10 protein-coding genes and 1 pseudogene are annotated in these 12128 nt (G+C 45.6%); 8 read left to right on the top strand and 3 right to left on the bottom strand.

Annotation, left to right across the window (positions count from 1 at the left end; all coding sequences use genetic code 11):
* Positions 1–117 precede the first annotated feature (117 nt).
* The 4 genes from IQ270_RS23240 to carB all read left to right on the top strand — a co-directional run bounded on the left by IQ270_RS23240 (position 118) and on the right by carB (position 5140).
* Positions 118–300: a hypothetical protein gene (locus IQ270_RS23240; protein WP_228056620.1), complete on the top strand. Its 183-nt coding sequence runs from the start codon at positions 118–120 to the stop codon at positions 298–300.
* 164 nt (positions 301–464) lie between these two features.
* Positions 465–1304 carry a glycosyltransferase gene (locus IQ270_RS23235; RefSeq protein WP_193975562.1) on the top strand — a complete coding sequence of 280 codons (840 nt, stop codon included), beginning with the start codon at positions 465–467 and terminating at the stop codon, positions 1302–1304.
* A 47-nt stretch (positions 1305–1351) separates the two neighbouring features.
* Positions 1352–1669 carry a hypothetical protein gene (locus tag IQ270_RS23230; protein WP_193975561.1) on the top strand — a complete coding sequence of 106 codons (318 nt, stop codon included), beginning with the start codon at positions 1352–1354 and terminating at the stop codon, positions 1667–1669.
* A 159-nt stretch (positions 1670–1828) separates the two neighbouring features.
* Positions 1829–5140, top strand: coding sequence for a carbamoyl-phosphate synthase large subunit (gene carB, locus IQ270_RS23225; RefSeq protein WP_193975560.1), 3312 nt, complete (start codon positions 1829–1831; stop codon positions 5138–5140).
* A gap of 503 nt (positions 5141–5643) precedes the next feature.
* Here carB and IQ270_RS23220 read toward each other — a convergent pair.
* On the bottom strand, positions 5644–5883 hold the full coding sequence (locus IQ270_RS23220; RefSeq protein WP_193975559.1) for a DUF6737 family protein: 240 nt from the start codon (positions 5881–5883) through the stop codon (positions 5644–5646).
* A 52-nt stretch (positions 5884–5935) separates the two neighbouring features.
* Complete coding sequence (locus IQ270_RS23215; RefSeq protein WP_193975558.1) at positions 5936–6538, bottom strand: Uma2 family endonuclease; 603 nt, start codon at positions 6536–6538, stop codon at positions 5936–5938.
* 247 nt (positions 6539–6785) lie between these two features.
* Here IQ270_RS23215 and IQ270_RS23210 point away from each other — a divergent pair, with 247 nt between their 5' ends.
* The 4 genes from IQ270_RS23210 (at position 6786) to IQ270_RS23195 (ending at position 11744) form a co-directional block, all read left to right on the top strand.
* Positions 6786–7448, top strand: a complete 663-nt coding sequence (locus IQ270_RS23210; protein ID WP_193975557.1) for a VWA domain-containing protein — start codon at positions 6786–6788, stop codon at positions 7446–7448.
* A 302-nt stretch (positions 7449–7750) separates the two neighbouring features.
* Positions 7751–8548 (top strand): PP2C family serine/threonine-protein phosphatase, encoded by a 798-nt coding sequence (locus IQ270_RS23205; protein ID WP_193975556.1) that lies wholly within the window; start codon positions 7751–7753, stop codon positions 8546–8548.
* Between the two features lie 144 nt (positions 8549–8692).
* Positions 8693–9427: a hypothetical protein gene (locus IQ270_RS23200; protein WP_339384285.1), complete on the top strand. Its 735-nt coding sequence runs from the start codon at positions 8693–8695 to the stop codon at positions 9425–9427.
* Between the two features lie 577 nt (positions 9428–10004).
* Positions 10005–11744 carry a ribonuclease III domain-containing protein gene (locus tag IQ270_RS23195; RefSeq protein ID WP_193975555.1) on the top strand — a complete coding sequence of 580 codons (1740 nt, stop codon included), beginning with the start codon at positions 10005–10007 and terminating at the stop codon, positions 11742–11744.
* A gap of 18 nt (positions 11745–11762) precedes the next feature.
* Here IQ270_RS23195 and IQ270_RS23190 read toward each other — a convergent pair.
* Positions 11763–12128: pseudogene (locus IQ270_RS23190) on the bottom strand (zinc ribbon domain-containing protein); the annotation flags it as partial.

The raw sequence follows: 12128 nt of genomic DNA, 5'->3' as shown, positions 1-12128 counted from the left end.
GGAAAGTAATCGCAGAAACTTGTAGGCTACGCCGACTAAACTCTCAGGACAATCTAAAATCTAAAATCCCAAATCTAAAATCGATATGACGGCTGTGCAGTATCCGAACAAGAAGTCGTGCGGATATCTGTTGTCGGTTCCCCCACAGCGGTGTTACAAACTATACACACTTTTTACAGGCTGGGATTTGCTGCAGTCGGCGATGGTCGTCGCCAGCAGCCAGCCGCCGGGCCTGTAAAAAGTGGTCAGCGTCCTGATTCGCCGCCAACCGCCGCCAAAAGGTTAGAAATTCCGCTGTAACAGCTAATTCTGCGGTGCAGCGCGCTCCCTAGCCGTTGGAGCGTTAAATTTTAGGGCTTGTGCAGAAACTCGGTTTCAGCCAAGTTCTATTAACTGGCGATGGGCTTTGACTTCAAAAAAATTATGGTAGGGTTATTTTATATACACTTTCATCAGTGAGTGGAATGAACCTATCCATTATTGGCGATCACAATTACATTTTGGGGATAGCAGCGCTGCTGAAGTCCATAGAACTCAATATTACTGAAGATCCGAATTTGCCCGTCAATATTACTGTGGTATCAACAGGTATAAATACACAGCAAAGCGAAAAGTTGCAGAAGTGCTGCAAATACGAGATTGAATGGGAAGAAGTTAAACCGAATTACGGGGGATTGCTGTCGCTGTCGGGTTCTAAGCTGACTTACGCGAGATTGGAACCGGAGAAATATACTAAGGCAAAAGAACGGCTGATTTGGCTCGACAGCGACATGATTGTTCTGGGTAGTTTAGAGCCGCTGTGGAACTTAGACTTTGAAGGAATGCCCGTAGCAGCAGCGCTCAATGTCTGGGGAAATCCGAACAATCCCGCAGATAAAAAGCCTTATTTCAATGCAGGTCTTTTAGTTTTCAATCTGAAGCTTTGGGAGTCAGAAAAACTCTCAGAAAAAATGCTAGAAAACGCTAGGGTAAACCTTTGGTGCGATTGCGACCAGGGAACGTCAAATTCGGTTTTGGCGGGAAGGTGGAAGCAATTAGAGCAGATATGGAACAATCCCGATACGGAGGATACGTCCACCAGAGTGATGCACTTTATCTCCAGTCCGAAACCTTGGGAAAGCCCGCAACCTAATAAATTATGGCTGGAGATGTTGTCTCAGACACCGTTTAAGGACGAACTGAGCCGAATTAAAAATAATTCTGGTTGGCTTTCGAGGCTAAAGGTAAAATACAAAAGATGGGAGCCGTGGCTGATGGAACCGACAACAAAAATTAAGAGCTACCTGAAAAATCGACAAAGGTAAGACGATTGGCGATTGGGGATTGGGGATTAAAGAATTGGGAATCACTGATGACTACCAGTAGTAGGGTGCGTCAGGAAGCGTTATTTTCTCTGCCTCTCGGGGGCTGCTCTTGGCTGACGCACCCTACTACTGCCTGTTTTGGGGAACAGGCATCCTGCGTGTTTCTCCATAAAAAGATTTATCAGGTGTGGAACAGGCATCCTGCGTGTTTCCCCATAAAAAGATTTATTTGGTGTAGAGCAGAGTGTACGATCGACTCAGAAGCCTTGTACATCGGCTCAAACCAGCAGCGGCGGAACACTAAAAGCATTTTAGGAACGGATTTGTATTATACAACACGATATTACCAACAACAATTAAAATAGTTTGGACTTAATGATATGTTGCACCATTTTGCGATCGAACTCTTCGGGGCGGGGCTTCCCCGGGCTGCGAAAGTTGCCAGTTTCAGGCTCCGACTCGTCCAAATTGGTGCAAAATGTCAAATTTATCGTTAATCTTGTCCAATTACCAATTACGAACCTATGCCCCGTCGTCAAGACTTAAAAAAGATTCTTCTGATTGGTTCCGGTCCAATTGTCATTGGCCAAGCGTGCGAATTTGACTACTCGGGGACGCAAGCTTGCAAAGCTTTGCGAGAAGAAGGTTATGAAGTAGTGTTGGTGAATTCCAACCCTGCCACAATTATGACGGATCCGGAAACAGCCGATCGCATTTACATCGAACCTCTAACCCCGGCCATCCTCGAACAAATCATCGCCAAAGAAAAACCTCAAGCAATTTTACCGACAATGGGCGGTCAAACAGCGCTCAATTTAGCCGTTGCAGTTGCTAAAAATGGCGTTTTGGAAAAATACAATGTCGAGTTAATTGGCGCTAAATTGCCAGCGATTGAAATGGCAGAAGACCGTTTGTTATTTAAAGAAGCGATGGCGCGAATCGGTGTCGCCGTTTGCCCTTCGGGAATAGCCAACAATCTTGATGAAGCCAAAGCAATCGGCCACCAAATCGGCAGTTATCCATTAATTATCCGTCCGGCTTTTACAATGGGCGGCACGGGAGGCGGCATTTCTTACAATCAAGAAGAGTTTGAAGAAATGGCCCAAGGCGGCGTTGATGCTAGTCCGGTATCGCAAATTTTGATCGAACAATCTTTGATCGGTTGGAAAGAGTACGAACTGGAAGTGATGCGGGATTTGGCAGATAATGTGGTGATTATTTGTTCGATCGAGAATCTCGACCCGATGGGCGTGCACACCGGCGATTCAATCACCGTCGCGCCGGCTCAAACTCTCACCGACAAAGAATATCAGCGCCTGCGGGATGCTTCGATTAAAATTATCCGCGAAATCGGAGTTGAAACTGGCGGTTCAAACATTCAATTTGCCGTCAATCCAGTCAACGGAGATTTCATCGTCATTGAAATGAACCCCCGGGTTTCGCGTTCCTCCGCCTTAGCCTCAAAAGCAACCGGTTTCCCGATCGCCAAAATGGCGGCAAAATTAGCCGTAGGTTACACCCTAGACGAAATTTCCAACGATATCACCAAGAAAACTCCCGCGTCTTTTGAGCCGACAATTGACTACGTGGTGACGAAGATTCCCCGATTTGCTTTTGAAAAGTTTCCCGGTTCGGAACCGACTCTGACAACGCAAATGAAGTCAGTGGGAGAGGTAATGGCGATCGGGCGCAGCTTCAACGAATCTTTCCAAAAAGCGCTGCGAGGATTGGAAACCGGCCGCGCGGGTTTCGGGTGCGACAAACCAGAAAAGTTGCCGAGTTTAGAACAAATTCGCGCCGGATTGCGGACGCCAAATCCCGAACGCATTTTTACAGTTCGCCATGCGATGATGATGGGAATGTCGGTGGAAGATATCTTTGAGCTCACAGCAATCGACCCCTGGTTTTTGGATAAAATGCAGGAATTGTTGAACGCCGAGAAGTTCTTGAAACGAACAGCGCTCGATCAGTTGACAAAAGAGACAATGTTTGAAGTAAAGCAGTTGGGATTTAGCGATCGCCAAATTGCTTACGCCACCAAAACATCGGAAGATCGAGTCCGCGCCTACCGCAAACAGTTAGGCGTAGTGCCGGTTTACAAAACAGTCGATACCTGCGCGGCTGAATTTGAAGCGCTTACACCTTATTACTATTCCACCTACGAAGTAGGAGCGGCAATTTGGGAATTGGGCGATGAAGAAAAGAAAATTTCGCCTGTCGGTCACAGTCTCGCACCCGACTCAGAAGTTTTGCCTTCTACTAAACGAAAAGTGATGATTTTAGGCGGCGGGCCGAACCGGATCGGACAGGGAATAGAGTTTGATTACTGTTGCTGTCATGCTGCTTATTCCCTGGGCGAGGACGGGTTTGAGACAATTATGGTCAACTCGAACCCAGAGACGGTTTCGACAGATTACGATACGAGCGATCGCCTGTATTTTGAACCGCTAACCAAAGAGGATGTTCTCAACATCATCGAGGCGGAAAATCCCGAAGGAGTAATTATTCAATTTGGCGGACAAACGCCGCTGAAATTGGCAATACCTTTACAAAAAGCTCTCGAAAATCATCCCGACGTACAAACAAAAATTTGGGGGACTTCGCCGGATTCGATCGATACTGCTGAAGACAGGGAACGATTTGAAAAAATTCTGCGACAGTTGGATATTCAGCAAGCGGCTAACGGTTTGGCGCGCAGTTTTGAGGATGCTTTGATTGTAGCTCAACGCATTGGTTATCCGGTAGTGGTGCGGCCGAGTTACGTGTTGGGCGGGCGAGCAATGGAAATTGTTTATTCCGATACGGAATTGGAACGTTACATGACCTACGCGGTGCTGGTAGAACCGGAACATCCAATTTTAATTGACAAGTTTTTGGAAAATGCGATCGAGGTAGATGTAGATGCGATCGCCGATACGACTGGTAATGTCACGATCGGCGGTATTATGGAACACATCGAAGAAGCCGGAATCCACTCCGGTGACTCTGCTTGTTCCATCCCTTACCAAACCCTTTCCGACGCTGCTGCTGCAACAATCCGCCGCCAGACAATAGAATTAGCAAAAGCCCTAAAAGTGATTGGGTTGATGAACATTCAATTTGCGGTTCAAGGAAAGGAAGTTTTCATTCTGGAAGCTAACCCGCGCGCTTCTCGCACAGTGCCTTTTGTATCGAAAGCCATCGGAGTTCCCCTCGCAAAAATCGCGTCGCGAGTCATGTCCGGAAAAACTCTAGAAGCTTTAGGTTTTACGAAAGAGATTGTACCGATTCACGTCTCCGTAAAAGAGGCCGTGCTACCGTTTGCTAAGTTCCCAGGAACAGATACTTTGCTAGGGCCCGAAATGCGATCTACTGGCGAAGTCATGGGGATTGACACAGATTTTGGCAAAGCATTTGCCAAAGCTCAACTCGGTGCGGGACAATTGATGCCGTTGTTGGGAGTCGTGCTGGTTTCAATGCGCGATCGCGATAAACTAGCAGTTGTACCGGTTGTCAAGGAATTCTTAGAATTAGGTTTCAAAGTAGTAGCAACTCACGGGACACGCAAAGTTTTGCGAGAGCAAGGTTTAGATGTAGATTTGGAATTGAAACTGCACGAAGGGCGGCCAAATTTGTTGGATTCAATCAAGAATGAGAAAATTCAACTAATTATCACCACACCTTCCGGCGAAGAATCCCGCGCCGACGGCATCTTTATCCGCCGTACAGCTTTGACTTACAAAATCCCGATTATTACCACAATAGCCGGTGCCAAAGCCACAGCAGCAGGAATTCGATCGCTCAAATCCAATCCGATGCAAGTGAAAGCAATTCAAGACTATTACCCGCAAGTGTAGAGTTATTGTAAGGCGCGAAACACTGCTCGATCGTTAGGCCATCGATCTCCTTGGCGCCCCCTTCTTAAGGGGGGGGACAAGAAATGCTCAAATTCTCTCTGATTGAAGGGGAGATAGGAAAGGCTCAAATTCCCCCTTTTTAAGGGGGATGCGAGGGGGATCTAGACTCGGCTATAAACCTAGAGCATTAGTGGCGCACCTTACTCAAACGCACCACTACGAAAATCTAATCTGAATGAGCCGTAGGGTGTGTCGCCATTAAAAATCTATCAATAAAAATCGACAATCAAGCGAGCGACGCACCACCAACACCCTAGCTCTTACCAACCCAACAATAAATTGTAGCGATTTAGATTGGTCACGGCGACACACCTACCTACCGGGTGCGTCGCCGTGAGATTGTCGATATTCAGTGACATTGATCGCGGGCGACACACCCGGTAGGCTATAAACCTAGAGTGATTATGGGAATACATTACTCAAATTGTTCATCGCCCCACAACCTAATCTGAATGAGAATCTAAAGCACCGCTAGACAGCATCAACCTCGGCCAAACCAACAAGAAAAAACCCATCCAGGCTAATAAAGGAATCGCTACTAAAACAGTTATCCAAACAGTTTTCAACAAAAACCAACTACCGCCAATCAGACTCGTGCCAGTTAAAAGAATCGACCAAGGCTGACACCACCAAGGTTTGTAGTTCCAAGGACTAATAGCTTTTTTTTCAGAAACAGATTTCATATTTTCAGTGATTTTTTATGGAGAAAACTCTGGCTAGCTGGATTAACGGAAGTTAAACGTTCATCACCTCTTCTGCTGTCAGCGTTAATTCAGGAAAAGTCCGCGATACAATTCGTTCGCTGCCTTTAAACGCGCTTCTTTGATAGTTACCGTCTGCATCCAAAAGGTGAACAAATACAGTTGGAACTTTGGGATTTCCCAGAAATTCCCTGCTGCCGATTGCTAAATAATCGACAATCCAATACTCAGGAATTCCGAGACGCTGGTACTCGTCCAGTTTGTCGATATAATCGTCATCCCAATTCGTCGATGTTACCTCAACTGCCAATTGAATTGGTTCCCGCAACGCAGCATAAGCCGAACGGTTCGAGCGCCACAAATCGCGATCGATGACGCTGACATCCGGTCTCCGCCCTTGTTCAACGCCGGCTTTATTTACAGTTTTGATAACTGGCGTGAGCCTGACAACATAATTTAAGTTTAGCCGTTTAATTTCATCTTTAAATGAATCCGATGTAAAATCAGCAACATCATCATGATTTCTGGTGGAATTCATTTCTACAATTTCTCCATTGACCAGTTCATAGAGTCCATCTTCTGGACATTCTACAAGGAATTGGTCAAAGGTTAATTTTTTCGTGACTGTTGCAATCATAAGATTTATCCTTATTTTGCAGTAATGCTATTAGTCTACATTACCACAGGCAGGAATGAATTTGTTTTTTTGACCGCAGACATCCAATTCTAAAATCTCTAATCTCTAATCAAAAATCTCAAATCGATTCAGGTAAATGGTAAAATACGATCGCCAGCCGGCAGATTGAGTTAAATATGCCACCTACTTGCTAGGGTAGAAAGTAACAAACTTAGAAATCGAGCCACTCCCAGGTCAACCCCGAACCATGAGACTAGACGAAGCCGTAGAATTTGCCGAAAACCCAGAGCCGCGCTGTCCCTGCGTCCTCCTGCTGGACACCTCCGGCTCCATGCAAGGCGCACCCATAGATGCCTTGAATGAGGGGCTGGAAGTTTTTAGGAACGACTTAATTAAAGACGAACTAGCTAAAAAGCGAGTCGAAGTCGCGATTATTTCCTTTGACAATAATATCAAAGTCGTGCAAGACTTCGTGACCGCCGACGGGTTCGAGACACCGCTGCTGACAGCTCAAGGACAAACCCACATGGGCGCAGGCATTCAGCTAGCACTAGATACCATTGCCGCCCGCAAATCAGAATACCGCAACAACGGCATTACTTACTACCGCCCGTGGGTATTTATGATTACCGACGGCGAACCTCAAGGCGAATCAGATGATGTTGTGGAAATAGCAGCACAGCGGATTAAAGAGGAAGAAACTAACAAGCGCGTGGCTTTTTTTGCTGTCGGAGTCGAAGGTGCTAATATCTCCCGTCTCGCGGAAATTGTCGAGCGCACGCCTGTAAAATTGAGAGGATTAGACTTTAGAGAGATGTTCATCTGGCTGTCGGCTAGTATGCAGAGAGTTTCTCATTCAAAAATTGACGAACAAGTAGCATTACCCCCACCTGGATGGGGGACAGTTTAGTCAGTTGTTAGTTGTTAGTTGTTAGTTGTTGGTCGTTAGTTGTTAGTTGTTGGTTGTTATTAATGGAAATAGATTTATGACAAATCTCTTTACGAAATAAACAAAAACTAATAATTGATGATAAAATTTGTCAAGCAGAAACACGAACTAAGATTTTTTTTTGATTCCTTTATGGAAGAGTTCAATCTAGATTGCTTCTTGATTATCATGACCAATAACCAACAACCAACCAATAACTAATAACCAATAACCAATAACTAATAACCAATAACCAATAACTAATAACCAATAACTAATGACTAATGACTAACGAATCTGAACTATTGAGTAATTGGCAGGTTGTAGCGGCATCCGTGACTGGTACGAGCCATGAAAAACGATCGCAGCCCTGTCAAGATGCCCACTGTTGGCGCGTCTTGTCTAACGGTGTTTTGGTAGCAGCAGTGGCTGACGGCGCGGGTTCGGCTGCACTGGCAGAAGTGGGGGCAAAAATTGCTGTGGAAGCGGTTGTGGAAAGGATTTGTCAACAGGATTTGCAGCCTGAAAGTGATGACGAATGGCAGGTATTTTTCACGGATTCTCTGCAAGTCGCGCGGGCGCAGGTGGAAGCAGAAGCGGCTGTGCGGGGAGTGGCGGCGAGGGATTTAGCCTGCACTTTGATTGCGGTTGTTGCTACGCCGGAATTAATCGCAGTTGCTCAAATTGGCGACGGTGCGGCGGTGGCGGGCGGTAGTGCCGGAAATGCGATCGCCCTGACTGTACCTCCCTGTGGCGAATATATCAACGAAACCATCTTTTTGGTTTCGCCAAATGCGATCGAAACAGCGCAATTTCAGGTAATGCGGGAACAACTGCGGCACTTGGCTGTGTTTTCCGATGGCTTGCAAATGCTAGCTCTCAAAATCCCGGAAGGTACGCCGCATCAGCCGTTTTTTGCGCCTTTGTTTCGGTTTTCTGCCGAAGCAAAAGAAGAGTCAGATGCCAAACAGCAGTTAGAGTCTTTTTTGCGATCGCCTCGTGTGTGCGATCGCACCGATGATGACTTAACATTATTGTTAGCAACTTTTTTCACTTCCGAGGCACTGGACAATTCAAAATAGATATTTTGCGAAACCCCATATCGCTCTGCGTCAATCCGCGTCGATGTGCGGTGAAAAATTCCCGATTGGGAATTTGGCAACAAGTCTGATCTGTTCAACTGAATGAGCGGCGAAAATTGGGTGCGGTTCTATAATAAAATCGAGGTGTCACACAATTCTGGTTTAATCTGTACAGTAGGTCGTCACTTGCAAGCACAAGAGATTAAGGATAAGCTCAACTCTCTAATTAGCGCGGCAGATCGAATAGATCCGAGTTTGGCGAGAAGATTGGATGAAATCAATCGCTGGGTGAAAGATGTTAAACCCGGTTCGCTAACTGCTAAGAAATTTGTGATGGCTTTTTTGCTACAGCTTATCCGAGATTCTCAGGTTTGGCTGGCAGTTAAATCTCTACCTTCGGAAATAGAACAACAAGCCGCTTTTGAATTGATGACTCCGGGGGAAAGGTATTGGTACGGCTATTTATTTCCTAAATGGCTGAGTGAAAACGATCGCAAATTTTTGATCTGGAAACAAAAACTCAAGGCTGGTGAATTCGATCCGGCTGACGATTTAGTGATTCGGGCGATCGCCGCCCGGATTGTCGAACGCCAAGGCACTGTTTTGTATCGCTATGTTGCGGATCTTTCTATGGCAACCGATTCGATCGTTAGCAGCCGCCAACAGCAGCCCCTCTGCATTCAAGTCACTACTCTTTCGGATCAGTTTTCTCAACAAAAATATCAAAAATGGCAACAAACTCTTCGAGATTGGGGGATTGACAGAGGACTATTTTTAAGTTATGATAGTAACGATGCAAATTTCCTGAACCAGTTAGTTAACATTGCATTATATAATAGCGATAATTTGCCTGCAGGTCGTTACCTGAAGTTCCCGTAAATCTACCACATCTGCTGCTGCTGAGAATAGTTCCACTGCTAAAAACTCGGTGAACAAGAAATTTTGACTTGCCTAACATATTGCACAATTCTCGACAATGGCAAAAACCTAAGCCTCAGTCTGCTTCTCTGCAAAGGGAAGGCTACGCTAAGATTTTTTCTCCTTTTTTATGTTGGCCGGAGGGTTATTCTGCCAGACTGTGGCAACAGGCATAGGTGTCAATTTAACGTCAAACACAGTAGGAATCTGCTGTTTAATTATTAGACGCGATTATCTCCGCGCCCCCCTACAAAAAGAGGGGGGGAGAACAGCATTTTCTGGCGTACCCGCAACGATTCGGGGGATGCCAGGGGGTTCGGCAGTAGGGGATAATCGACAAATACCGAGGTTTTTAGGCGATTGTTGACTCTTTTTTCCCAAAGGCAACAGGTACTAGATACGCTAAACCACGGGAACATTTACCCAAACAATCAATAAGAGTTGGCTAACTAGCAACTCGGTATAAATTGAATAGAGATTTGATTGAATTGCAGTAAAATTGTTGGAAAAAAAATCAAATTAAATCAAAATCAATACTATGACAGTACAAGCTAAAACCACCGTGGAAAGCAACTTGCAAGAAGTCTGGGAAGAACTGGAAGCAGCCAGAAAAATGCAGGATGATTGGCTAAATTACGGGGTAGATTTTGTTGATTTGTACGTGGAAGATGCAGGCGGTGATTGGTTGGAAAAGTGGGAAAAATGTGAAAAAGAATTAGAGCAGATAAAAATCAATCAGGTAGATGTTGAAGCAGTCAAAGTAGCGATCGACCTGGAGGAGTTTGGGCGAACCGAACTGCTGGAAATTGCCTTGACCGGCCCTTGGCAGACTGGCGGTGCCACAGGGCAAAATGTGAAGCACCAACGGCTGTCACTCTTGGGCGGAGCAATTTTTGGTGCTGTTGTTACCGATTACCTGTACCGCACCTATCCCGATCTCAACTGCGATTGTATTTCGACCCTAAAAAGTCGTTTTGCAGACCAGAAAAAAGTTGCGGAATTAGCACAAAATTTAAAATTGAGCGAACTCAGTCGGCCAGCAGGTAGGGGGAACGAAACAGACAAAAGCGAGGACAACAATTTTTTGTGCCAGACTTTTGAGGCTTTGTTTGGTGCGATTTACTTGGAGTTCGACCGGAATTTTTGCCGTGCGGCAAATTGGCTGATTCAGCGATCGCTAGAACCGACACTCAGCCAGCATATCGATCTAACTCAGCAGCCCGATCGCGCGCCCGGAAACGAACTCAAGCGGCGGGAAATCCTGGGTGCGGGGATTCTAGAGGCGATCGCGATCGACTATTTGTACAAGCGCTTTCCCGAACGCAACGCCAGCCAGCTAGTTTGCTGGAAAAATCTGTTAGTGGCAAAACAGATTTTTCCTAAAGACTTTCATGCAAAATTAGGCAGTCATTACTTGGAATTGGAGAGCAATTTATCGCGGACTAGCGACTGGTTGGTAGATAACTTTATCAAAACCGCAGTTGACGAACTAATAGAGGAAACCGACTCTCAATCAGAATATCTGATTGACACGGCCAACCCGGAATCGCTGCCAGAATTTGTTAGCAGGATTGCGGACAAAAAGTGGAAAAATGAATTTTTGAGAACAGCAGGTATTTTGCAACCTGCTGACGAACTTTTGCTGCTGATGCAAGACAAGATTGACAGTATGGTGGCTAAAAACGAAAGTTTGCAGCAGTTGCTAATCTGGGCAAATCACAAATCGGTGTCAGCGGAAAATAATTTCAAAGGGGCGGAAATTCGGGCTTTTTATGTTGCCTTGGTTTGTGTCCTGGCTTTGAGTTTGACTCGAGTCCTCGATCCGAGTCGGGAGTTTGATAAATCGCAAGTTTGCCAGTTGCGGAAGTGTTTGGAAAAAGCTGGAAAAAATGTGGAATTTGTGGATGTTAGCGGCAGGGGGAAACACAATTTTTACGGTGATTTGACTGGTGTTTTGGTTGGGATATTGACGCTGGATATTGAACCGGAACTCAAACAACTACTGCAACAATTTCAGCGTCAAATGCCTGATGTGCACCATTGGAAAAAGTGGCGGAAAGAGTATGGCAAAAGTTGGCTGGAAAAATTCACAAGGGCGATCGGCTACAATTTAGACTTTCGCCCGCCACAGAAAACTGTGCTGAAACAATATTACTATGCCCAAAACTTGTTGGTGGAATGTCTCAACACGGATAATTGTCAGGTGACACCGGCCGTCAAACAAAAAATTGAAGATAGGATGATGTTGTCTGTGGATTTGAAGCTAGTTTATATCTAATAGCTGGTAAAAGTATAGTCATTTATAGACATGGGAGGCTTCAAGTCCCTCCCCCTTCACTTTTACTTTGAGCGGATTAACCCGCCTCGGCCCAAGTACGCAGCTCCCTATCAAGAGTGCTGAAGGCATTTGGGATTGCTTTTCTGAGGATGTTGTACGAAGCGTTGATATCAGAATTAATTAGCTGACCAGTCGATGTTTTGTACAAACCCCGCTTAATCCGCAAACCTGTAAACACAGGCTCTTTTTCGGTTTTTCCATAAACAGGAATTGGGTCTAAACCTAAAAAACTGGAGCGGGATGTGTAGGATTCTTCCTGCACAATTACTGTGATTCCCGCCAACCGAGCTTTGTACTCCAACATTTCAATTAATCGAGAGTGAG

It is taken from the genome of Microcoleus sp. LEGE 07076 (assembly GCF_015207455.1).
Lineage (GTDB): Bacteria > Cyanobacteriota > Cyanobacteriia > Cyanobacteriales > Microcoleaceae > Microcoleus.
The sequence above is the reverse complement of the archived record's forward strand: the minus strand, read 5'-3'. Positions and strand labels throughout refer to the sequence as shown.

Coding starts and splice junctions, on each gene's coding strand:
- IQ270_RS23235 (WP_193975562.1), top strand. CDS start 465: ATGAACCTATCCATTATTGGCGATCACAATTACATTTTGGGGATAGCA.
- IQ270_RS23230 (WP_193975561.1), top strand. CDS start 1,352: ATGACTACCAGTAGTAGGGTGCGTCAGGAAGCGTTATTTTCTCTGCCT.
- carB (WP_193975560.1), top strand. CDS start 1,829: ATGCCCCGTCGTCAAGACTTAAAAAAGATTCTTCTGATTGGTTCCGGT.
- IQ270_RS23220 (WP_193975559.1), bottom strand. CDS start 5,883: ATGAAATCTGTTTCTGAAAAAAAAGCTATTAGTCCTTGGAACTACAAA.
- IQ270_RS23215 (WP_193975558.1), bottom strand. CDS start 6,538: ATGATTGCAACAGTCACGAAAAAATTAACCTTTGACCAATTCCTTGTA.
- IQ270_RS23210 (WP_193975557.1), top strand. CDS start 6,786: ATGAGACTAGACGAAGCCGTAGAATTTGCCGAAAACCCAGAGCCGCGC.
- IQ270_RS23205 (WP_193975556.1), top strand. CDS start 7,751: ATGACTAACGAATCTGAACTATTGAGTAATTGGCAGGTTGTAGCGGCA.
- IQ270_RS23195 (WP_193975555.1), top strand. CDS start 10,005: ATGACAGTACAAGCTAAAACCACCGTGGAAAGCAACTTGCAAGAAGTC.